Genomic DNA, 22,483 nt, shown 5'->3' on the forward strand with positions numbered 1-22,483 from the left:
CACCGTTGAACGACGAGACACTCCGCGACCGGAGCGACCAGGATCTCCTGGCTCTCCATGTCGCGGGGAGCCCGGAAGCCTTCGGTGAGCTCGTGCGCCGGCATCGCGACCGGCTGTGGGCGGTGGCCCTGCGCACCCTGGGAGACAGGGAGGAGGCAGCCGACGCGGTCCAGGACGCCCTCGTCTCCGCCTTCCGGGCCGCGGCAGGGTTCCGCGGCCAGTCCGCCGTCACCACCTGGCTGCACCGCATCACGGTGAACGCCTGTCTCGACCGGGTGCGTAAGGCCGCCTCCCGCAGGACCTCTCCCGTCGACGACACCGAACGCCTGGAACAGCTGCTGGAGCCTCATGAGTCGGCCGAGGCGCCGGCGGAGCGCGGGGATCTCCACCGGGAACTGATCGCCGCACTGGCCCGCCTCCCCGCGGAACAGCGGGCGGCACTGGTCCTGGTCGACATGCAGGGATACCCCGTCGCCGAGGCCGCCCGGATCCTCGATGTCCCGACCGGAACGGTCAAGAGCCGCTGCGCCCGGGGCCGGGCCCGCCTGCTGCCCATGGTCAGCCATCTGAGAGCGGAGGACGCGGATAGCCCCGGGGACAACGGGGGAAGGAACCGGACGGCAGGGGCATCCGTCCCACCGGAGTCGGGAGCGAAAAAGCCGGGACCGAACGGACCGGCTGCGGTGAAAGGTGGAGGTGGGCGCGCGTGACTTCCTCGACCGACGCGGATCAGCACCCCGATGTCTCGGAGATCTCCGACCTCACGGAAGGTCTTCTGCCACCGTCCCGTGCCACGGAGCTCCGGCGGCACCTCGACGGCTGCGCTCTCTGTTCCGACGTGCATACCTCGCTGGAGGAGATCCGGGGTCTGCTGGGGACGCTTCCCGGCGGCAGCCGCATGCCCGCCGACGTCGCCGGCCGTATCGACGCCGCCCTGGCGGCGGAGGTTCTGCTGAGCGCCACGGCACCGGAATCCTCCGTCGATGTTTCACGTGAAACATCAACGGAGACGCCCGTGCCTCCCACGGCGCCGAATCCCTCCGCGCGCCGGCCGGCCGGTCACTCCCGCGCCGCCACCGGTCCCGGCCGCAGCCGTCGTACCCGCCGCAGGACGGCGGTGCTGGGAGCTGTGCTGAGCGCGGCCGCTGTCGGCCTGAGCGTCGTGCTGTTCCAGTCCGGTGGCCAGATGACGGCCGACTCCGGCGCAGACACCTCCGTCAGCGCCACGTCCGAGGACTCGGGGGAGTTCTCCGGTGTACCGGTTCAGGACCGCGTGCACACCCTGCTGTCCGCGGGGACCGCCTCGGCGGAGCCGCGGATCGAGAAGGCTCCCTCTGCCGAGGCGGACGGGCCGGCCATCTCCCCGAAGAGTTCGCCCATGACAGCCGTCCCGCCCTGCGTACAGCGCGGCACCGGCCGCACCGAGCCGCCCCTCGCGTTCGAGGAGGGCCGGTACGCCGGGACGGACGCCTACCTCGTGGTGCTGCCCCACCCCACGGACGCCACCCGGATCCAGGCCTACGTGGTCGACGCCTCCTGCGTGAGCGCCTCCACGCCGTCCGGGGACCTGCTTCTCACCAGGACGTACCCCCGCGGCTGAGAGGCCGCCTGCGCCGCTGTGCATCCGCGGGAATGCACGCCCCTTAGGATCCGTTGGGTGGGGTGAGAGCGATGAAGCAGCCCCGTAGGCAGTAGGCAGTCCCCAGAGACGAGGAAGAAACCCGTGAGCGACGTTCGTAACGTGATCATCATCGGCTCCGGGCCCGCGGGCTACACGGCTGCCCTCTACACCGCGCGCGCTTCCCTGAAGCCGCTGGTGTTCGAGGGCGCCGTCACCGCCGGTGGCGCACTGATGAACACGACCGATGTGGAGAACTTCCCCGGTTTCCGCGACGGCATCATGGGCCCGGACCTGATGGACAACATGCGCGCCCAGGCGGAGCGCTTCGGCGCCGAACTGGTGCCGGACGACGTCGTGGCCGTGGATCTCACGGGGACGGTCAAGACCGTCACGGACACCGCCGGCACCGTGCACCGCGCCAAGGCCGTCATCGTCACCACCGGATCGCAGCACCGCAAGCTCGGCCTGCCGAACGAGGACACTCTCTCCGGGCGCGGTGTCTCCTGGTGCGCCACCTGCGACGGCTTCTTCTTCAAGGACCAGGACATCGCCGTGATCGGCGGTGGCGACACCGCGATGGAGGAGGCGACCTTCCTCTCGCGCTTCGCCAAGTCGGTCACCATCGTCCACCGCCGGGACACCCTGCGGGCCTCCAAGGCCATGCAGGACCGCGCCTTCGCCGACCCGAAGATCTCCTTCGCCTGGGACAGCGAGGTGGCGGAGATCCACGGCGATCAGAAGCTCTCGGGCCTGACGCTGCGCAACACCAAGACCGGTGCCACGTCGGAGCTCGCCGTCACGGGTCTGTTCATCGCCGTGGGCCACGACCCGCGCACCGAGCTGTTCAAGGGCCAGCTGGAGCTCGACGACGAGGGCTACCTGAAGGTGGACGCCCCGTCGACGCGGACCAACCTCAGCGGCGTCTTCGGCGCGGGTGACGTGGTGGACCACACCTACCGTCAGGCGATCACCGCTGCCGGCACCGGCTGCTCCGCCGCCCTGGACGCCGAGCGCTTCCTCGCCGCGCTCTCGGACAGCGAGGCGACCGCCGAGCCCGAGAAGACGCCCGCCGTCTGAGATCCGAACGCTTTCCTCCCACCCCCGCAGAGAAGAAGTGAAGGAGGTCGCCGTGGCCGGCGCCCTGAAGAACGTGACCGACAGCTCCTTCGAAGAGGACGTCCTCAAGAGCGACAAGCCCGTGCTGGTGGACTTCTGGGCCGCCTGGTGCGGACCGTGCCGTCAGATCGCGCCCTCGCTCGAAGCCATCGCGGCCGAGCACGGCGACAAGATCGAGGTCGTGAAGCTCAACATCGACGAGAACCCGACCATCGCCGCCAAGTACGGTGTGATGTCGATCCCGACGCTGAACGTCTACCAGAACGGCGAGGTCGCCAAGACCATCGTCGGCGCCAAGCCGAAGGCCGCGATCGTGCGCGACCTGGAGCCGTTCCTCGGCGAGTGACGGACGATCGCTGTTTCACGTGAAACATGGAGGGCCCACCCCCTGGGGTGGGCCCTTCGCACATCTGCGACAGCGCCGCTCACAGCGGCCGCAGCACGGGTTCCTTGTGCACCGCACCGAGCAGACGGTCCAGGGCCAGCTCCACATCTTCCTTCCAGGACAGCGTGGTTCTGAGTTCCAGTCTCAGCCGCGGGTGCCGTGGGTGGGGGCGCACCGTCTTGAAGCCGACCGCAAGGAGATGGTCCACGGGAAGGACACAGGCCGGCTCCTTCCACCGGGCGTCGCCGAAGGCTTCGATGGCACGGAAGCCCCGGCGCAGCAGATCCTTGGCGACCGTCTGCACGATCACTCTCCCCAGCCCCTGCCCCTGGTAGCCGGGCATCACCCATGCCGTCATCAACTGGACGGCATCCGCCGCGACGGGGCTGGTGGGAAAGGCGAGGGACCGCGGTACATAAGCAGGCGGCGCATAGAGAACAAAGCCCACAGGCACATCGTCGACGTACACCACGCGACCGCACGAACCCCAGTCGAGAAGGACGGCGGAGATCCACGCCTCCTTCTCCGCCTGCGGAGTGCCCGCCCTTACCGCGGCTTCCCCGCTGACCGGATCAAGCTCCCAGAAGACGCACGAGCGACAGCGCTGGGGAAGGTCCGAAAGGTTGTCCAGCGTGAGTGGTACGAGCCGACGCCCCATGAAGGCGGTTCCTCACTTCCCTGACGTGCCGCGCCACGCGCGGCAGCCAGCGCGCTCCTCTCGCGCAGCAGGCTGCTGACGAATCCGCCGACCACGCCCGCTCCCAGGCCCGCTGTCACCAGTCGGCTGCGGCTCATCCCGCGCATGGCCCCCGCCCTCTCTTCGAGATGCCCCCACAGTGGATGCGTCATACCAGAACGCATCGTAACCACCCAGCCCCGACACCGGGTACCGCACAACGGCAAAGGGCGGGTTGTGTTCCCGTGAAGGAACACAACCCGCCCTCGGTGCCCGGTGGGCAGGGACCTCAGCTGTCGTCGTCCGCCTGCGCGTCCCCCGGGCCGTTGTCCAGAACCCTTCCCTCGCCGGGAGCGAGGGTGCCGAGGATCCTCTCGAGATCCTCCATCGACGCGAACTCGACGACGATCTTGCCCTTCTTCTGACCGAGGTCGACCTTCACCCTGGTCTCGAACCGGTCCGAGAGACGGGAGGCGAGATCACTGAGCGCCGGGGAGAGCCGTGCACCCGCACGAGGCCCCTTGGGCCGCGGCGCCCCCTTCGGGTCCGAGTTGAGCAGGGTGACGATCTCCTCGACCGCCCGCACGGACAGGCCCTCGGCGACGATGCGGTGGGCCAGCCGGTCCTGCTCCTCCGTGTCGTCCACGGAGAGAAGCGCCCGAGCGTGCCCGGCAGAGAGGACCCCCGCAGCCACACGACGCTGGACCGGCGGGGAGAGCTTCAGCAGCCGCAAGGTGTTGGACACCTGCGGGCGGGAGCGCCCGATCCTGTCGGCCAGCTGGTCGTGCGTGCAGTTGAAGTCCTTGAGCAGCTGGTCGTAGGCGGCCGCCTCTTCCAGAGGGTTCAGCTGGGCCCGGTGCAGGTTCTCCAGGAGGGCGTCCAGCAGAAGCTTCTCGTCATCGGTGTGCCGGACGATGGCGGGGATCCGCTCCAGGCCCGCCTCGCGACAGGCCCGCCAGCGCCGCTCACCCATGATGAGCTCGTACCGGTCCGGCCCCAGCTGCCGGACCACGACCGGCTGGAGAAGGCCCACCTCCTTGATGGAGGTGATCAGCTCGGCCAGGGCGTCCTCGTCGAAGACCTCTCGGGGCTGCCGCGGGTTGGGCCTGATCGAGTCGAGCGGAAGCTCGGCGAAGTGAGCGCCGGCGGGCTCCGCCGCACCGGAGGGGGACTGCTCAGCGGAGGCGGCAGCCACTTCCGGTGACGCGGCGGCAGCGGGAAGCGTGGTCACCTTGGCAGCGGCCACCCCACGGTCCGTCGTCAGCACCGAGGACGCGGCGGGCGACGAGGTCCCCGTCGACGGGACGGGCTGCTTCTCCTGGGGGGCCGCCGGGATCAGTGCACCGAGCCCACGCCCCAGTCCTCTACGTCGCTCGCTCACTGGATCCCCTCCGACATGTTCTGCTGATGGTTCTGAGCCGCGTGGGCATGCTGCGGGTCGTACCGGACACCCACGCCGCGCAGGGCGATCTCACGTGCGGCTTCGAGGTACGACAGGGAACCACTCGAACCCGGATCGTACGTCAGAACCGTCTGTCCGTAGCTCGGCGCCTCCGAGATACGCACCGAGCGCGGAATGCTGGTCCGCAGCACCTCTTCGCCGAAGTGGCTGCGCACCTCCTCGGCCACCTGGGAGGCGAGCCGGGTCCTGCCGTCGTACATGGTGAGGAGGATCGTCGAGACATGGAGTGACGGGTTCAGATGACCGCGCACCAGGTCCACATTGCGCAGCAGCTGGCCGAGACCCTCCAGGGCGTAGTACTCGCACTGGATGGGGATGAGCACCTCGGCGCCCGCGACGAGTGCGTTGACCGTGAGCAGCCCCAGCGACGGCGGACAGTCGATGAGGATGTAGTCCAGGGGCTGCTCGTACGCCTGGATCGCACGCTGAAGCCTGCTCTCCCGCGCGACCAGCGACACCAGCTCGATCTCCGCACCGGCGAGATCGATGGTGGCGGGGGCGCAGAAGAGACCTTCGACGTCGGGGACCGGCTGGACCACCTCGGAGAGGGGCCGGCTGTCCACCAGGACGTCGTAGATCGAGGGGACCTCCGCATGGTGATCGATGCCCAGCGCGGTGGAGGCGTTGCCTTGCGGGTCCAGGTCCACGACCAGGACGCGTGCGCCGTGCAGAGCGAGTGAGGCGGCGAGGTTGACCGTGGTCGTGGTCTTCCCCACGCCGCCCTTCTGGTTGGCGACGACCATGATGCGCGTGTGCTCGGGCCGGGGCAGCCCCTCACCGGCACGCCCCAGCGCCTCCACGGCCAGCTGAGCAGCACGGCCGATGGGGGTGTCGTCCATGGGCGGCGGTGTTTCACGTGAAACATCCTCCGCCGTGAACTCGGTACGGGGACCGGGGACCGGATCGGTCATCGGTCCCGCGATGTTGGCGTCGGACCGCAAGGATTCACTCTCCTCGACTTCAGGCTCGCAATGAACAGAGCGTGCCATGGTTTCGGGGTCGGGAACCAGCGAGGCCCGTGGTTCTGTGGAGGAATCCACCTCTGTGGACAACTCCGTAGCCCGCACGAGGGGCTTACGGCCCTTCATCGGGGCGGCAGCACGGCCGCGGCTGATGATTCCCTGCAGCAGTGAGCGACGTTTCACGTGAAACACGATGCACGCGCCGCATGACCGGGCCGGGGCGACACTCCGAAATGTGTACCTATGGAAGCTTGTATGGCTCAGCGCACGATGCGGCTCACCTGCGGCGCCGGGTGCGGCTCGTCCGTGCGGCCTTGGCCCGCTTGGCGGCGAACCTCACCCCGCCGGGGCTCTCCCCCACCTCCACACGCACCACGGTGGACAACGGGTCGACGATCCCCTCACCCACCTGGAGGACGGACGTCCCCACCACACCGAGCTTGCTCAGAGCGGCGCGTGCGCCCTGGATCTCCTCCTCGGCGGTGTCCCCCTTGAGCGCGAGCATCTCCCCGTAGGGACGGAGCAGCGGAACGCCCCATCCGGCCAGACGATCCAGCGGGGCGACCGCCCGGGCGGTCACCACATGGACCGGAGGCACCTTGCCGAGCATCTCCTCGGCACGGCCGCGGACCACCGTCACATGATCGAGGCCCAGCAGCTCGACGACCTCCTGGAGGAAGTTGGTCCGTCGCAGCAGGGGTTCGAGAAGCGTGATCTTCAGGTCCGGGCGAACCAGGGCCAGCGGAATACCCGGCAGGCCGGCGCCGGAACCGACATCGCACACCGTCACGCCCTCGGGAACGACCTCCGAGAGGACGGCGCAGTTCAGGAGATGCCGCTCCCACAGCCGGGGCACTTCGCGGGGCCCGATCAGCCCTCGCTTCACCCCCGCATCCGCGAGCAGCTCCGCATACCTCACGGCCTCCGGAAAGAACTCTCCGAAAACCGTCCGCGCCTGCTCGGGCGCCTGAGGAAGCTCCTCTGCCTCCGTCACGGGAACCGTCCTTCCGTACCGCACTGCCGCATAGGGACTGTGGTGGGCTGACTATCAGGCTGACAAAGATCGGCCCCGCCTGCGAACAGACGGGGCCGACGGGACAAGCGGATCAGGCGGGGAGCACGACGACGAAGCGCTGAGGCTCCTCGCCCTCGGACTCACTGCGCAGGCCCGCGGCCGCCACCGCGTCGTGCACGACCTTGCGCTCGAAGGGCGTCATCGGGTCGAGCTGCACCGGCTGCCCGGTCGACTTGACCTCGCTCGCGGCCTTGGCGCCGAGCTCCGCCAGTTCGGCGCGCTTGTTGGCGCGGAAGCCCGCGATGTCGAGCATCAGCCGGCTGCGGTCCCCGGTCTCCCGGTGCACGGCCAGGCGCGTGAGCTCCTGAAGGGCTTCGAGCACCTCGCCGTCCCGGCCCACGAGCTTCTGGAGGTCCTTCGTGCCCGCATCGCTGATGATCGAGACCGCAGCCCGGTCCGCCTCGACATCCATGTCGATGTCGCCGTCGAGATCAGCGATGTCCAGCAGACCCTCGAGGTAGTCGGCCGCGATCTCGCCTTCCTGCTCGAGCCGGGTCAGGGTGTCGCCACCCTCGGGGGCGGAGATGGTGCCTTCCGTCACGGATGGACTCCTTCTTACTTCTTGGACGACGGGTGCTTCGGGCGCTGCGGGCCCTTGCGCTGACCGGACTTGGGCTGGCGGGCGGAGCCGGCGGTCTTCCCACCGGTCGCCTTGGAGCGGGTCCCCTCGGTGCCGCCCTTCTGGAGGGAGGGCTTCTCGGCGGGGGTCTCGGAAGCCGAGTCCTTGGCCGTGCCGGTGCCACTGCCGGTGGCCGTGGACTGGCGCTGCGACTTCGACTGACGCTTCGGCTGCTGGCGGCGCTGCGCGGCACCGCCGCCCTCGGCCTCGGCGGCCGCCGAGGCGCTCTTGATCACGGTGCCGTCGGCCTGGGCGGCCAGACCGGCCTTGGCCAGCCCCGTGATGAAGCGGCGCTCGTTGTCGTTGCGGTCCGCGGTGCTCTTGGCGACGATCATCTGGACGATGGTGCGCTTGCGGCGCGAGCGGACCTCGCCGTGGGCCACGACGGACTTGACCAGGCGCTGGAGGTACTGGTCCTGGGCCTTGCTGCCGGGCGTGGGGTTCTGGTTGATGACGTACATCTGCTGGCCCATGGTCCACACGTTGGTGGTCAGCCAGTAGACGAGGACACCGACGGGGAAGTTGATTCCCATGACCGCGAAGATCACCGGGAAGATGTACATGAGCATCTTCTGCTGCTGCATGTACGGCGTCTTGACCGTGAGGTCGACGTTCTTCTGCATCAGCTGGCGCTGGGTGAAGAACTGCGAGGCCGACATCAGGACGATCATGATCGCGGTGACGATGCGGACATCGGTCAGGGAGGCGTTGAGGGCCTCGACCTTCTCGGGGGAGTCCGTGAACTTCGCGGCGATCGGGGCACCGAAGATGTGCGCCTGACGGGCGCTGTCCACCAGGCTCTGGTTGAGGACACCGATCTCGTCACCCGACGCGATCTTGCTGAGCACGTGGTACAGAGCGAAGAAGAACGGCGACTGCGCGAGGATCGGAAGGCACGAGGAGAGCGGGTTGGTCCCCGTCTCCTTGTACAGCTTCATCATCTCTTCGGACTGACGCTGCCGGTCGCTCTTGTAGCGCTCCTGGATCGCCTTCATCTTGGGCTGGAGCGCCTGCATGTTCCGGGTCGACTTGATCTGCTTCACGAAGAGCGGGATCAGGCAGATCCGGATGAGCACCACGAGGGACACGATGGACAGGCCCCAGGCCCAGCCCGTGTCGGGGCCGAAGATCGCCCCGTACAGACTGTGGAACTGGACGATGATCCACGAGACAGGTGTGGTGATAAAACTGAAGATGCTGGCAATCGTGTCCACTAATCAGGCTCCTTGAGCATGGGGCGAGGTCTCTGCGGCCGGGCTCGGGGGTTCGTGTGCCGATCCCGGGGCAGTCACATCGGCGGCGGAGTGCCCGCCCTTGCTGCCGCGCAGGGCATCGCGCAGCATTTCGTGCCATCGAGGGCGTTTGCGGGGCGGCACGTGATCCACACCACCCGGCGACCACGGGTTGCACCGCAGAATCCGCCAGGCGGTCAGGGCCGTGCCCTTCACCGCGCCGTGCCGGTCGATGGCGGTGAATCCGTAGTGGGAACACGACGGGTAGTACCTGCAGACCGGCCCCAGCAGCGGGCTGATCGTCCACTGATAGATCTTGATCAGCGCCAGCAGTGGGTACTTCATCGCGCGCCCCCTCCCAGCAACCGCTGCAGGGCGGCGTCCAGGTCTCGGGCCAGCTGTGCTTGATCGGCGTCGCCCGCACCGGGCAGCGCCCGTACGACCACCAGGCTACCGGGGGCCAGCACGGACAGACGATCGCGCATGAGGTGACGCAGTCTCCGCTTGACCTTGTTCCGCACGACAGCGCCGCCCACGGCCTTGCTCACGACGAAACCCGCACACGCCGGGGAGGCGCTCTCCCCAGGCGCGTGCGGGTCCGTGGCACCGCTTCGTAGGTGGACGACGAGGAGCGGGCGTCCCGCCCGGCGTCCTCGGCGTACCGCAGTCGCGAAGTCCTCGCGCCGCCTCAGCCGATTCTCGGTAGGCAGCACGTCATGACCTGCTCAGACGACGATCAGGCGGACAGGTTGGCGCGACCCTTGCTGCGGCGGTTCGCCAGGATGGCGCGGCCGGCACGGGTACGCATGCGCAGGCGGAAACCGTGGGTCTTCGCGCGACGACGGTTGTTCGGCTGGAAGGTGCGCTTGCTCACTCGGGGGCTCCAGAAATGATTCGTAGATGGCGGGACATCGCCTGGCTGTCACCGTGCGCCCACGAGTAGCTCGCGTTTACGCCCGAGTGCACCGCTTCACGATCACTGATCGTGATCTTTGCCCATCGGAGGCAGGCGGCAGCAGCCATCGACAACTCGACCTGGTCACGGTACGCGCGGCTACGCCATCCGGTCAAACCAGGTCGTCAGCGGGGCCCGCTGTGCACAGGCTGTGGACAACAACTTGAACCGCATCAGTCGGCCCGACTACCGTGGCCGGACTCCGATTCTTTTCCTGCCTGTCTTCCCATCCCGTCCCGAGAACCACACATTCGTGGGACCTGCGAGAGAGCGTGCTTCGTGGCTGACGTACCTGCCGATCTTGCCGCAGTGTGGCCACGAGTGCTGGACCAGCTCCTCGACGAGGGCCAGCAGGGGGTCGAGCCCAAGGACAAGCAGTGGATCGAGCGCTGCCAGCCGCTGGCCCTGGTCGCGGACACCGCACTGCTCGCCGTCCCCAACGAATGGGGCAAGCGGGTCCTGGAGGGCCGGCTCGCCCCGCTGATCAGCGAGACCCTCAGCCGTGAGTGCGGCCGCCCCATCCGCATCGCCATCACCGTGGACGACTCGGCGGGCGACCCGCCGCCCGCACCCCCGCGTCATCAGCAGGGGCCGCGCTACGGCGCACCCCAGCACGACGACCCCCGCGCCGCCGGTTACGACTCCGGACGGCCGGGCGACGGCTACGACGGCGGCCACGGCGGACCGTACGAGGGGCCGCGGGCCGGCGATCCGTACGACACCCGCCAGAACGACGGGTACGAGGGACCGCGCCAGAACGACGGGTACGAGCCCTCCCGGCAGGGCGACGGCTACGAGCCCGCCGGCCGGAACGACGCGTACGACGGCACCCGCACGGCCGACGGATTCGACGGCTCCCGCCAGGGCGACCCCTACGAGACGTACGGCCGGCGGCAGGACGCCGACGACGGCCTGCCCGGCGTCCGGCCCACCTACCCCGAGTACCAGCAGCGTCCCGAGCCCGGCGCCTGGCCGCGCACCGCGGAGGACCTGTCCTGGCAGCAGCAGCGCCTCGGCGGGTTCCAGGACCGCGACCCGTACGCCTCGCCCCAGGCAGGCAGGGACCGCCACGACTACCGGACGCCCCAGCCGCCGGAGCGCCAGCAGTACGACCCGCGGGCCGAGCGGCGCGAGCTGCCGGAGCCGGGGGGCGCGCACCGCGGCGTGCCGTCGGGCGCGCCCGGCCCGCTGGGCGCCAAGCCGGCCCCGGCTCCCGGGCCCGGCGAGCCGCACGCCCGGCTGAATCCCAAGTACCTCTTCGACACGTTCGTCATCGGGGCCTCCAACCGGTTCGCGCACGCCGCGGCGGTCGCGGTCGCGGAGGCTCCGGCCAAGGCGTACAACCCCCTGTTCATCTACGGGGAGTCGGGGCTGGGCAAGACCCATCTGCTCCACGCGATCGGCCACTACGCGCGCAGCCTGTACCCGGGCACCCGGGTGCGGTACGTGAGCTCCGAGGAGTTCACCAACGAGTTCATCAACTCCATCCGCGACGGCAAGGGCGACACCTTCCGCAAGCGGTACCGCGACGTGGACATCCTGCTCGTCGACGACATCCAGTTCCTGGCGAGCAAGGAGTCGACGCAGGAGGAGTTCTTCCACACCTTCAACACCCTGCACAACGCCAACAAGCAGATCGTGCTCTCCTCCGACCGGCCGCCGAAGCAGCTGATGACGCTGGAGGACCGGCTCCGCAACCGCTTCGAGTGGGGCCTGACGACGGACGTCCAGCCTCCGGAGCTGGAGACGCGCATCGCGATCCTGCGCAAGAAGGCCGTGCAGGAGCAGCTCAACGCCCCGCCGGAGGTGCTGGAGTTCATCGCCTCCCGCATCTCACGGAACATCAGGGAGCTGGAGGGCGCACTGATCCGGGTCACGGCGTTCGCGTCGCTGAACCGGCAGCCCGTGGATCTCGGACTGACCGAGATCGTGCTCAAGGACCTGATCCCCGGCGGCGAGGACGCCGCGCCCGAGATCACCGCCGGCGCGATCATGGCGGCCACCGCGGACTACTTCGGGCTGACCGTCGAGGACCTGTGCGGCTCGTCCCGGAGCCGGGTGCTGGTGACGGCTCGCCAGATCGCGATGTACCTGTGCCGGGAGCTGACGGACCTGTCGCTGCCGAAGATCGGCGCGCAGTTCGGCGGCCGGGACCACACGACGGTGATGCACGCGGACCGGAAGATCCGTGCGCTGATGGCCGAGCGCCGCTCGATCTACAACCAGGTGACGGAGCTGACCAACCGCATCAAGAACGGCTGACGCGCACGCCGTCCAGGGCGCCCGGGGACCTCGTCCCCGGGCGCCTTCGCCGTATCCGGCGGCGGCCGCGGGCAGCTCCGCGGGGCGGGGCGGCCGGCAGTCCGGCCCCGGCGGCTCGTGCGCCGCCGAGAAGCCTCCGGCAGGGCACCGCGCGGCAGGCAAAGACGCGGCCTCCGGCAGGGCGCAGCGGCGGCCTCCCGACAGGCGCAACGGCGGTTACCCGGCGGGCATCGGGGACTCCGCCTGCCCGCCCGGCACCCTGCTCACACCTCTCCGCCGGATGAGGTGTGTTCGAATACCCGGCGGCCGCGGGCCCTTCTCCACAGATCTGGGGAAGATCTTCCCTCCACAGCCTGGGGACCGCGAAGTTGTCCCACGACGGTCCACAGCAGGCCAGAGCGCAGGGAGTTCCTGGCAGGTCAGCCGGTTGTGGATTTGTGGCCGAACGATCTCCACAGTCTGTGGACACAGCCGTCGTCCACAGACCTTGATCCACGTTGTCCACCGGCGGCCCACAGGCGGGCGGCGGTTGCCCACAGCTTTTCCCCACCCCTGTCCACTGTTCGGCAACGCAACACCCCCGCTCACCGGGTCGAGTGAAAGGCGTCACATCGGGGCGGTCGATTGCCCTGTGGGGAACCTGGGTAAACCTGGGGACGGCACTGGGGAGAAGTACCGGCGGGCTGTGCATCGGGTGTGCAGAACTTCCGGGCGTCCACAGATACACCGGGTTGTCCACGGGTCCCGCCCACAGGCGCAGTGGACAAAAAACCGACTCTGACCTGCGCAGACGGCGTTATCCACGGTTTCCACAGCACCTACTACTACTCCCACTCTGAGTTACCGGGGAATTCGTTTGGAAGGGGGTCCTGTGCACAACTCGGCGCCGGGACTCCTGCCGCCCGTCGACCCGACTTGACCCCGACCCGCACCTGCTGTCGGCGCGGTACGTCAGACTGGTCCCCGGCATCAAGCCGACGACGAAGGCCAGCAGGGCGAGCCAGCAACAGCAGGAGGCGGTTCCGGTGAAGATCCGGGTGGAGCGCGATGTACTCGCGGAGGCGGTGGCCTGGGTGGCCCGGAGCCTTCCGGCCCGTCCGCCGGCGCCTGTGCTCGCGGGCCTTCTGCTGAAGGCCGAGGACGGTGCCCTGAGCTTCTCCAGCTTCGACTACGAGGTCTCGGCACGCGTCTCCGTGGAGGCCGAGGTCGACGAGGACGGCACCGTCCTCGTCTCCGGCCGCCTGCTGGCCGACATCTGCCGCGCGCTCCCCAACCGTCCCGTGGAGATCTCCACAGACGGTGTACGGGCGACCGTCGTCTGCGGCTCCTCCCGCTTCACCCTCCACACCCTGCCGGTGGAGGAGTACCCGGCCCTTCCCCAGATGCCGACGGCCACCGGCACCGTGCCCGGTGAGGTCTTCGCCTCCGCCGCCGCCCAGGTCGCCATCGCCGCCGGCCGCGACGACACGCTGCCCGTCCTCACCGGCGTGCGCATCGAGATCGAGGGCGACACGGTCACGCTGGCCTCCACCGACCGCTACCGCTTCGCGGTCCGCGAGTTCCTGTGGAAGCCGGAGAACCCGGAGGCGTCCGCCGTCGCCCTGGTGCCCGCCAAGACGCTCCTCGACACCGCGAAGGCGCTGACCAGCGGTGACACGGTCACCCTGGCGCTGTCCGGCTCCGGAGCCGGTGAGGGCCTGATCGGTTTCGAGGGCGCCGGCCGCCGCACCACCACCCGGCTGCTCGAGGGCGACCTGCCGAAGTACCGCACCCTCTTCCCGACCGAGTTCAACTCGGTGGCGGTCATCGAGACCGCGCCGTTCGTCGAGGCCGTCAAGCGCGTGGCCCTCGTCGCCGAGCGGAACACCCCGGTGCGCCTGAGCTTCGAGAAGGGCGTGCTGATCCTCGAAGCGGGCTCCAGCGACGACGCACAGGCTGTGGAGAGGGTCGACGCCGAGCTGGACGGCGACGACATCTCGATCGCCTTCAACCCGACGTTCCTGCTCGACGGCCTCAGCGCGATCGACTCGCCGGTGGCCCAGCTCTCCTTCACGACCTCCACGAAGCCCGCGCTGCTGAGCGGCCGGCCCGCGATGGACGCCGAGGCGGACGAGGCCTACAAGTACCTGATCATGCCCGTGCGTCTGAGCGGCTGATCAGCGGCTTCTGAGCGCGTGACCCCACAGGTGTGCACCCGCGTCCGGGCGTAGGCTCGGACGCGGGTAGGAATCGGCACACAACGATTGAGGAATCTCAGATGGAGCTCGGTCTCGTCGGCCTCGGCAAGATGGGCGGCAACATGCGCGAGCGCATCCGCCGCGCAGGTCACACCGTCATCGGCTACGACCGCAACCCGGATGTCGCGGACGTCCACAGCCTCGAGGAGCTCGTGGGCAAGCTCAAGGGCCCGCGTGTCGTCTGGGTCATGGTCCCGGCGGGCGCCGCGACCCAGTCCACCATCGACGAGCTGGCCGAGCTGCTGTCCCCCGGCGACATCGTCGTCGACGGCGGCAACTCCCGCTGGACGGACGACGAGAAGCACGCCGTCGAGCTGGGCATCAAGGGCATCGGGTTCGTCGACTGCGGCGTCTCGGGCGGTGTCTGGGGCCTGGAGAACGGCTACGCCCTGATGTACGGCGGCGACGCCGAGCACGTGGCGAAGGTCCAGCCGGTCTTCGACGCTCTCAAGCCCGAGGGCGAGTTCGGCTCCGTCCACGCGGGCAAGGTCGGCGCCGGCCACTTCGCCAAGATGGTCCACAACGGCATCGAGTACGCGATGATGCAGGCCTACGCCGAGGGCTGGGAGCTGCTGGAGAAGGTCGACTCGGTCACCGACGTCCGCGAGGTCTTCCGCTCCTGGCAGGAGGGCACGGTCATCCGGTCCTGGCTGCTCGACCTCGCGGTGAACGCGCTGGACGAGGACGAGCACCTGGACCAGCTCCGCGGTTTCGCCCAGGACTCCGGGGAGGGCCGCTGGACGGTGGAGGCGGCCATCGACAATGCCGTCCCGCTGCCCGCGATCACCGCCTCGCTGTTCGCCCGGTTCGCCTCGCGCCAGGACGACTCCCCGCAGATGAAGATGATCGCCGCGCTGCGCAACCAGTTCGGTGGCCACGCGGTGGAGAGCAAGAAGTAATCCACAGGCTGTGCACGGCGGTGCACGGCCGCCGGGGGAAGGTCGGCGCACCACCATGCACGTCACGCATCTGTCGCTGGCCGACTTCCGCTCGTACGCCCGGGTCGAGGTTCCCCTCGATCCGGGCGTCACCGCCTTCGTGGGGGCGAACGGGCAGGGCAAGACCAACCTCGTCGAGGCCGTCGGGTATCTCGCCTCCCTCTCCAGCCACCGGGTCTCCTCGGACGCCCCGCTGGTGCGCATGGGCGCCGAGCGCGCGGTGATCCGGGCCGCGGTCACCCAGGGCGAGCGCTCCCAGCTGATCGAGCTCGAACTCAACCCCGGCAAGGCGAACCGGGCGCGCATCAACAGGTCCTCCCAGGTCAGACCGCGTGACGTGCTCGGCATCGTGCGTACGGTGCTGTTCGCTCCGGAGGACCTCGCCCTGGTCAAGGGCGACCCGGGCGAGCGGCGCCGGTTCCTCGACGACCTGGTCACCGCGCGCTCCCCGCGGATGGCGGGCGTCCGCTCCGACTACGACCGGGTGCTCAAGCAGCGCAACACCCTGCTGAAGTCGGCCGCCATGGCCCGGCGGCACGGCGGGCGGTCGATGGACATGTCCACGCTCGACGTCTGGGACCAGCACCTGGCCCGTACCGGGGCCGAGGTGCTCGCCCAGCGGGCGGACCTGATCGCCACCCTGCAGCCGCTCGCCGACAAGGCGTACGAGTCCCTGGCGCCCGGCGGCGGGCCGGTCGTGCTGGAGTACCGCTCCTCCGCCGGCGCCCCGGGCGAGGCGCACAGCCGCGAGGAGTTCTACGGGCAGCTGACCGAGGCCCTCGCCGGGGCCCGCAAGCAGGAGATCGAGCGGGGCGTGACGCTGGTGGGGCCCCACCGCGACGACCTGCTGCTGGGACTGGGCCGCCTGCCCGCCAAGGGGTACGCGAGCCACGGGGAGTCGTGGTCCTGCGCGCTGGCGCTGCGGCTCGCCTCGTACGACCTGCTGCGCGCCGAGGGGAACGAGCCGGTGCTCGTGCTCGACGACGTCTTCGCCGAGCTGGACGCCCGGCGGCGGGAGCGGCTGGCCGAACTGGTGGCGCCCGGGGAGCAGGTCCTGGTCACCGCGGCGGTCGACGACGACGTGCCCGGCGTGCTCAGCGGCTCGCGGTACGCGGTGACGGACGGAGAGGTGACGCGGGTATGAGCGGGGACGAGCAGCGGGCCGCTCCGCAGCCGTCCGCCCCGGAGCCCTCCGGGGTGGACCTGGCCAGGGTCGCGCTGCGGGCCGCCAAGGAGCAGGCACGGGCGCGCGGAGCGGCCGCGCAGCAGAAGAAGCAGGCCAGGCGCGGCGGCGGGCTGCGCTCCGGGGCGCGCGCCGACGGCCGCGACCCGTTGCCGCTGGGCGCGGCGATCAACCGCCTGATCACGGAGCGGGGCTGGGAGACGCCGGCCGCCGTCGGCGGGGTGATGGGCCGCTGGCCCCAGATCGTCGGCGACGATCTCGCCAACCACTGCGTGCCGCTGCGCTACGACGAGGCCCCCGACGAGCGGCTGCTGACGGTGCAGTGCGACTCCACGGCCTGGGCGACGCAGCTGCGGCTGCTCGCGCCGCGGCTGGTCGCCCGCCTCAACGAGGACCTCGGGCACGGGACGGTCCGCGCGATCAAGGTGCTGGGACCGGGTGGACCGCAGCGCCGCTGGGGACCGCTGCGGGCGCCGGGCAGCACCGGCCCCGGCGACACCTACGGCTGAGCGGGGCGCGTGCGCAGGGACCCGGGCGGGGCCCCGGCTCCTGCGGGCCGTACGCGGACGGGCGCGGCAGGCTGGCAGGCGGGAGGCCGGTCCGGGGCCGGCCGGCACGGCGGTCCGGCGGGCCGGCGCACCCCTGATCCGGACCCTCCGGGGCCGTGCTCCGGGGCTCGTGTGACGGGGTGGAAGTGCCGGGACCGACGGGGCGTCCCTCTGGGTAGCGGAGGGTTGACAGGCCGAAGCGCTCAAAGCCGCTGTGAGCCTCTTGGAGCCCCTTCCCGGATATGGGGAGTCGGACGGAGGCGGTTGAGGGCGGCACATGCGTACTCAGCTACCGGCAAACCCCCATTCGTGTCGCCGGTACCGGTAGACTGGTGGACAATCCCGCCTCCCGGCGGGACACGTCGATTAGCAGCCGAACGACGCAGCCGGTCCCGCTACCCCGGAGAACGGCCTGTGCTGTGCCAGAAAGGGCGCTTCGTGGCCGATTCCGGCAACCCCAACGAGAACATCCCGTCCAACACTGCCGGTGGGAGCGGCGAGGCCGGCGCCTCGTACGACGCCAGCGCGATCACGGTCCTCGAGGGCCTCGACGCGGTCCGCAAGCGCCCCGGCATGTACATCGGGTCGACCGGAGAGCGCGGCCTGCACCACCTGGTGCAGGAGGTCGTCGACAACTCCGTCGACGAGGCCCTCGCCGGGCACGCGGACACGATCGACGTCACGATCCTGGCCGACGGCGGCGTGCGCGTCGTCGACAACGGCCGGGGCATCCCGGTCGACATCCACCCGGTGGAGAAGAAGCCCGCCGTCGAGGTCGTCCTCACCGTCCTGCACGCGGGCGGCAAGTTCGGCGGCGGCGGGTACGCCGTCTCCGGCGGTCTGCACGGCGTCGGCGTCTCCGTGGTGAACGCCCTGTCCACCAAGGTCTCCGTGGAGATCAAGCGCGACGGGTACCGCTGGACCCAGGACTACAAGCTCGGCGTCCCCACCGCGCCCCTCGCCAAGCACGAGGAGGTCGAGGACTCCGGCACGACCGTCACCTTCTGGGCGGACCCGGACGTCTTCGAGACCACCGAGTACTCCTTCGAGACGCTCGCCCGGCGCTTCCAGGAGATGGCCTTCCTCAACAAGGGCCTCACCCTGACGCTGACCGACGAGCGCGAGTCGGCCAAGGCGACGATGAACGCCGACGACCCGGACGCCGCCGAGACGGCCGAGGAGCAGCCGGCGCGGACGGTGACGTACCACTACGAGGGCGGCATCGTCGACTTCGTGAAGTACCTCAACTCCCGCAAGGGCGAGCTGATCCACCCGACCGTGATCGACGTGGAGGCCGAGGACAAGGAGCGGATGCTCTCGGTCGAGATCGCGATGCAGTGGAACTCGCAGTACACCGAGGGCGTGTACTCCTTCGCGAACACCATCCACACGCATGAGGGCGGCACCCACGAAGAGGGCTTCCGCGCCGCGCTGACGGGCCTGGTCAACCGCTACGCCAGGGACAAGAAGCTGCTGCGCGAGAAGGACGACAACCTCTCCGGCGAGGACGTCCGCGAGGGTCTGACGGCGATCATCTCGGTCAAGCTGGGCGAGCCCCAGTTCGAGGGCCAGACGAAGACCAAGCTGGGCAACACCGAGGCGAAGACCTTCGTGCAGAAGGTCGTCCACGAGCACCTGACCGACTGGTTCGACCGCAACCCGAACGAGGCCGCGGACATCATCCGCAAGGCGATCCAGGCGGCCACCGCCCGGGTCGCGGCCCGCAAGGCGCGCGACCTGACCCGCCGCAAGGGGCTGCTGGAGTCGGCCTCGCTGCCCGGCAAGCTGAGCGACTGCCAGTCCAACGACCCGACCAAGTGCGAGATCTTCATCGTCGAGGGAGACTCCGCCGGCGGTTCGGCCAAGTCCGGCCGCAACCCGATGTACCAGGCCATCCTGCCGATCCGCGGCAAGATCCTGAACGTCGAGAAGGCGCGCATCGACAAGATCCTGCAGAACACCGAGGTCCAGGCGCTGATCTCGGCCTTCGGCACCGGGGTCCACGAGGACTTCGACATCGAGAAGCTGCGCTATCACAAGATCATCCTGATGGCGGACGCCGACGTCGACGGCCAGCACATCAACACCCTGCTGCTGACCTTCCTGTTCCGCTTCATGCGGCCGCTGGTCGAGGCCGGTCACGTCTTCCTGTCCCGCCCGCCGCTGTACAAGATCAAGTGGGGCCGGGACGACTTCGAGTACGCGTACTCGGACCGTGAGCGCGACGCCCTGGTCGAGATGGGCAAGCAGGCCGGCAAGCGCATCAAGGAGGACTCGATCCAGCGCTTCAAGGGCCTCGGCGAGATGAACGCCGAGGAACTGCGGGTGACCACCATGGACCAGGAGCACCGCGTGCTCGGCCAGGTCACGCTGGACGACGCGGCCCAGGCCGACGACCTGTTCTCGGTGCTGATGGGCGAGGACGTCGAGGCGCGGCGCTCGTTCATCCAGCGCAACGCCAAGGACGTCCGCTTCCTCGACATCTGAGTCGGTCTCAGCTGACCGCACGAAAGGACCGAAGACCAGCAATGGCCGACGAGACCTCCCCCGCCCCCGGCGGGGACAACCCCACCCCCGTGACCACCGAAGAAGAGGGTCCGCAGATGCGGATCGAGCCGGTCGGTCTCGAGACCGAGATGCAGCGCTCGTACCTCGACTACGCGATGTCCGTCATCGTGTCCCGTGCGCTGCCCGACGTCCGTGACGGGCTGAAGCCCGTCCACCGCCGTGTGCTGTACGCGATGTACGACGGCGGCTACCGGCCCGAGAAGGGCTTCTACAAGTGCGCCCGCGTCGTCGGCGACGTGATGGGCACGTACCACCCGCACGGCGACTCCTCGATCTACGACGCCCTGGTGCGCCTCGCGCAGCCGTGGTCGATGCGGATGCCGCTGGTCGACTCGAACGGGAACTTCGGCTCCCCGGGCAACGACCCGGCCGCCGCCATGCGCTACACCGAGTGCAAGATGGCGCCGCTGTCCATGGAGATGCTCCGGGACATCGACGAGGAGACCGTCGACTTCCAGGACAACTACGACGGCCGCAACCAGGAGCCGACGGTCCTGCCGGCCCGGTTCCCGAACCTGCTGGTCAACGGCAGCGCCGGTATCGCCGTCGGCATGGCCACCAACATCCCGCCGCACAACCTGCGCGAGGTCGCGGCCGGCGCCCAGTGGGCGCTGGACCACCCGGAGGCCACCCACGAGGAGCTGCTCGACGCGCTGATCGAGCGGATCAAGGGCCCCGACTTCCCGACGGGCGCCCTCGTCGTGGGGCGCAAGGGCATCGAGGAGGCGTACCGCACCGGCCGCGGCTCCATCACGATGCGCGCGGTCGTCGAGGTCGAGGAGATCCAGAACCGCCAGTGCCTGGTGGTCACCGAGCTCCCGTACCAGGTCAACCCGGACAACCTTGCCCAGAAGATCGCCGACCTGGTGAAGGACGGGAAGATCGGCGGCATCGCCGACGTCCGCGACGAGACCTCCTCGCGCACCGGTCAGCGCCTGGTCATCGTGCTCAAGCGCGACGCGGTCGCGAAGGTCGTGCTGAACAACCTCTACAAGCACACCGACCTGCAGACCAACTTCGGCGCCAACATGCTGGCGCTGGTCGACGGCGTGCCGCGCACCCTCTCGCTGGACGCGTTCATCCGCCACTGGGTGACCCACCAGGTCGAGGTCATCGTCCGGCGCACCCGCTTCCGGCTGCGCAAGGCCGAGGAGCGGGCGCACATCCTGCGCGGCCTGCTCAAGGCCCTGGACGCCATCGACGAGGTCATCGCGCTGATCCGGCGCAGCGACACCGTCGACGTCGCCCGCGGCGGCCTGATGGACCTCCTGGAGATCGACGAGATCCAGGCCAACGCCATCCTGGAGATGCAGCTCCGCCGGCTCGCCGCCCTGGAGCGCCAGAAGATCATCCAGGAGCACGACGAGCTCCAGGCCAAGATCAACGAGTACAACGCGATCCTGGCCTCGCCGGAGAAGCAGCGCGCCATCATCAGCGAGGAACTCACCGCGCTGGTCGACAAGTTCGGCGACGACCGCCGCTCCAAGCTGGTGCCGTTCGACGGCGACATGTCCATCGAGGACCTGATCGCCGAGGAGGACATCGTCGTCACCATCTCGCGTGGCGGCTATGTGAAGCGCACCAAGACCGACGACTACCGGTCCCAGAAGCGCGGCGGCAAGGGGGTGCGCGGCACGAAGCTGAAGGAGGACGACATCGTCGACCACTTCTTCGTCTCCACCACCCACCACTGGCTGCTGTTCTTCACCAACAAGGGCCGGGTGTACCGGGCGAAGGCGTACGAGCTGCCGGACGCCGGCCGGGACGCCCGCGGCCAGCACGTCGCCAACCTGCTGGCCTTCCAGCCCGACGAGCAGATCGCGCAGATCCTCGCGATCCGCGACTACGAGGCCGCTCCGTACCTGGTGCTCGCCACCAAGGCAGGCCTGGTCAAGAAGACACCGCTGAAGGACTACGACTCGCCGCGCTCCGGCGGTGTCATCGCGATCAACCTCCGCGAGACCGAGTCGGGCGCCGACGACGAGCTGATCGGGGCCGAACTGGTCTCGGCCGAGGACGATCTGCTCCTCATCAGCAGGAAGGCGCAGTCGATCCGCTTCACGGCGACGGACGAGGCGCTGCGGCCGATGGGACGGGCCACCTCGGGCGTCAAGGGCATGAGTTTCCGCGAGGGAGACGAACTGCTCTCGATGAACGTGGTGCGGACCGGTACGTTCGTCTTCACCGCGACCGACGGCGGGTACGCGAAGCGGACCCCGGTCGACGAGTACCGCGTCCAGGGGCGTGGCGGTCTCGGCATCAAGGCTGCGAAGATCGTGGAGGACCGCGGATCGCTCGTCGGCGCGCTGGTGGTCGAGGAGACGGACGAGATCCTCGCCATCACGCTGGGCGGCGGTGTGATCCGTACGCGAGTCAACGAAGTCAGGGAGACGGGCCGTGACACCATGGGCGTCCAACTGATCAACCTGGGCAAGCGCGATGCCGTCGTCGGCATCGCACGCAACGCCGAGGCGGGCCGCGAGGCCGAAGAGGTCGACGGGGTCGAGCCGGTCGACGGCGAGAGTGCCGAGACGGCAGCCGAGGGCACCCCGTCCTCGGCAGGGGAGCACGAGGAGTAGAGCGTGAGTGGAGCCACGGGCGCCGGAGCGGCCAATTCCGGAGCGAACGGTGCCCGTGGCCCTGC

General features: G+C 69.5%; 20 protein-coding genes. 11 read left to right on the top strand and 9 right to left on the bottom strand.

Annotated features, from left to right (window positions below; all coding sequences use genetic code 11):
• Positions 1-5: 5 nt before the first annotated feature.
• The 4 genes from sigM (at position 6) to trxA (ending at position 3,083) form a co-directional block, all read left to right on the top strand.
• Positions 6-710 carry an RNA polymerase sigma factor SigM gene (sigM, locus tag IAG43_RS15695; RefSeq protein ID WP_187741343.1) on the top strand — a complete coding sequence of 235 codons (705 nt, stop codon included), beginning with the start codon at positions 6-8 and terminating at the stop codon, positions 708-710.
• Complete coding sequence (locus IAG43_RS15700) at positions 707-1,600, top strand: hypothetical protein (RefSeq protein WP_187741344.1); 894 nt, start codon at positions 707-709, stop codon at positions 1,598-1,600. The genes sigM and IAG43_RS15700 overlap by 4 nt, the downstream gene beginning before the upstream one ends.
• Positions 1,601-1,723: 123 nt before the next feature.
• On the top strand, positions 1,724-2,698 hold the full coding sequence (trxB, locus tag IAG43_RS15705; protein WP_187741345.1) for a thioredoxin-disulfide reductase: 975 nt from the start codon (positions 1,724-1,726) through the stop codon (positions 2,696-2,698).
• A gap of 52 nt (positions 2,699-2,750) precedes the next feature.
• Positions 2,751-3,083, top strand: a complete 333-nt coding sequence (trxA, locus tag IAG43_RS15710) for a thioredoxin (protein ID WP_187741346.1) — start codon at positions 2,751-2,753, stop codon at positions 3,081-3,083.
• Positions 3,084-3,162: 79 nt separating this feature from the next.
• Here the strand turns inward: trxA and IAG43_RS15715 are convergent, their stop codons facing one another.
• The 9 genes from IAG43_RS15715 to rpmH form a co-directional block, all read right to left on the bottom strand.
• On the bottom strand, positions 3,163-3,780 hold the full coding sequence (locus IAG43_RS15715) for a GNAT family N-acetyltransferase (protein ID WP_187741347.1): 618 nt from the start codon (positions 3,778-3,780) through the stop codon (positions 3,163-3,165).
• A 307-nt stretch (positions 3,781-4,087) separates the two neighbouring features.
• Entirely contained in the window at positions 4,088-5,179 is a 1,092-nt protein-coding gene (locus IAG43_RS15720; protein WP_187741348.1) for a ParB/RepB/Spo0J family partition protein, read from the bottom strand.
• Entirely contained in the window at positions 5,176-6,249 is a 1,074-nt protein-coding gene (locus IAG43_RS15725; protein ID WP_187741349.1) for an AAA family ATPase, read from the bottom strand. The genes IAG43_RS15720 and IAG43_RS15725 overlap by 4 nt, the downstream gene beginning before the upstream one ends.
• Positions 6,250-6,499: 250 nt before the next feature.
• Positions 6,500-7,216, bottom strand: coding sequence for a 16S rRNA (guanine(527)-N(7))-methyltransferase RsmG (gene rsmG / locus IAG43_RS15730; protein WP_187741350.1), 717 nt, complete (start codon positions 7,214-7,216; stop codon positions 6,500-6,502).
• 112 nt (positions 7,217-7,328) lie between these two features.
• A complete protein-coding gene (locus IAG43_RS15735; RefSeq protein WP_187741351.1) occupies positions 7,329-7,838 on the bottom strand; it encodes a Jag family protein in 510 nt (169 codons plus the stop codon).
• A 14-nt stretch (positions 7,839-7,852) separates the two neighbouring features.
• The gene (gene yidC, locus IAG43_RS15740; RefSeq protein ID WP_187741352.1) at positions 7,853-9,130 is read right to left on the bottom strand and encodes a membrane protein insertase YidC; all 1,278 of its coding nucleotides are present in this window, start codon (positions 9,128-9,130) and stop codon (positions 7,853-7,855) included.
• Between the two features lie 3 nt (positions 9,131-9,133).
• On the bottom strand, positions 9,134-9,493 hold the full coding sequence (gene yidD / locus IAG43_RS15745; protein ID WP_187741353.1) for a membrane protein insertion efficiency factor YidD: 360 nt from the start codon (positions 9,491-9,493) through the stop codon (positions 9,134-9,136).
• A complete protein-coding gene (gene rnpA, locus IAG43_RS15750; RefSeq protein WP_187741354.1) occupies positions 9,490-9,861 on the bottom strand; it encodes a ribonuclease P protein component in 372 nt (123 codons plus the stop codon). The genes yidD and rnpA overlap by 4 nt, the downstream gene beginning before the upstream one ends.
• 23 nt (positions 9,862-9,884) lie before the next feature.
• Positions 9,885-10,022, bottom strand: a complete 138-nt coding sequence (gene rpmH, locus IAG43_RS15755; RefSeq protein ID WP_018846094.1) for a 50S ribosomal protein L34 — start codon at positions 10,020-10,022, stop codon at positions 9,885-9,887.
• A 360-nt stretch (positions 10,023-10,382) separates the two neighbouring features.
• On the opposite strand from rpmH, the gene dnaA reads away from it, so the two are divergent.
• The 7 genes from dnaA (at position 10,383) to gyrA (ending at position 22,418) form a co-directional block, all read left to right on the top strand.
• Positions 10,383-12,365, top strand: coding sequence for a chromosomal replication initiator protein DnaA (dnaA, locus tag IAG43_RS34970; protein WP_187741355.1), 1,983 nt, complete (start codon positions 10,383-10,385; stop codon positions 12,363-12,365).
• 1,025 nt (positions 12,366-13,390) lie between these two features.
• Positions 13,391-14,521, top strand: a complete 1,131-nt coding sequence (gene dnaN, locus IAG43_RS15765) for a DNA polymerase III subunit beta (protein WP_187741356.1) — start codon at positions 13,391-13,393, stop codon at positions 14,519-14,521.
• 32 nt (positions 14,522-14,553) lie between these two features.
• The gene (gene gnd / locus IAG43_RS15770) at positions 14,554-15,501 is read left to right on the top strand and encodes a phosphogluconate dehydrogenase (NAD(+)-dependent, decarboxylating) (RefSeq protein ID WP_187741357.1); all 948 of its coding nucleotides are present in this window, start codon (positions 14,554-14,556) and stop codon (positions 15,499-15,501) included.
• Between the two features lie 55 nt (positions 15,502-15,556).
• Positions 15,557-16,684 carry a DNA replication/repair protein RecF gene (gene recF, locus IAG43_RS15775; RefSeq protein ID WP_187741358.1) on the top strand — a complete coding sequence of 376 codons (1,128 nt, stop codon included), beginning with the start codon at positions 15,557-15,559 and terminating at the stop codon, positions 16,682-16,684.
• Positions 16,681-17,232 carry a DciA family protein gene (locus IAG43_RS15780; protein ID WP_187741359.1) on the top strand — a complete coding sequence of 184 codons (552 nt, stop codon included), beginning with the start codon at positions 16,681-16,683 and terminating at the stop codon, positions 17,230-17,232. Before recF ends, IAG43_RS15780 begins: the two co-directional genes overlap by 4 nt.
• 453 nt (positions 17,233-17,685) lie before the next feature.
• Positions 17,686-19,758 carry a DNA topoisomerase (ATP-hydrolyzing) subunit B gene (gyrB, locus tag IAG43_RS15785; RefSeq protein WP_281403965.1) on the top strand — a complete coding sequence of 691 codons (2,073 nt, stop codon included), beginning with the start codon at positions 17,686-17,688 and terminating at the stop codon, positions 19,756-19,758.
• Between the two features lie 41 nt (positions 19,759-19,799).
• On the top strand, positions 19,800-22,418 hold the full coding sequence (gene gyrA, locus IAG43_RS15790; protein ID WP_187741361.1) for a DNA gyrase subunit A: 2,619 nt from the start codon (positions 19,800-19,802) through the stop codon (positions 22,416-22,418).
• Positions 22,419-22,483: the final 65 nt, after the last annotated feature.

The organism is Streptomyces genisteinicus (assembly GCF_014489615.1).
In the GTDB taxonomy this organism is placed as follows: Bacteria; Actinomycetota; Actinomycetes; order Streptomycetales; family Streptomycetaceae; genus Streptomyces; species Streptomyces genisteinicus.

Coding starts and splice junctions, on each gene's coding strand:
- IAG43_RS15715 (WP_187741347.1), bottom strand. CDS start 3,780: ATGGGGCGTCGGCTCGTACCACTCACGCTGGACAACCTTTCGGACCTT.
- IAG43_RS15725 (WP_187741349.1), bottom strand. CDS start 6,249: ATGGCACGCTCTGTTCATTGCGAGCCTGAAGTCGAGGAGAGTGAATCC.
- yidD (WP_187741353.1), bottom strand. CDS start 9,493: ATGAAGTACCCACTGCTGGCGCTGATCAAGATCTATCAGTGGACGATC.
- recF (WP_187741358.1), top strand. CDS start 15,557: ATGCACGTCACGCATCTGTCGCTGGCCGACTTCCGCTCGTACGCCCGG.
- IAG43_RS15780 (WP_187741359.1), top strand. CDS start 16,681: ATGAGCGGGGACGAGCAGCGGGCCGCTCCGCAGCCGTCCGCCCCGGAG.
- gyrA (WP_187741361.1), top strand. CDS start 19,800: ATGGCCGACGAGACCTCCCCCGCCCCCGGCGGGGACAACCCCACCCCC.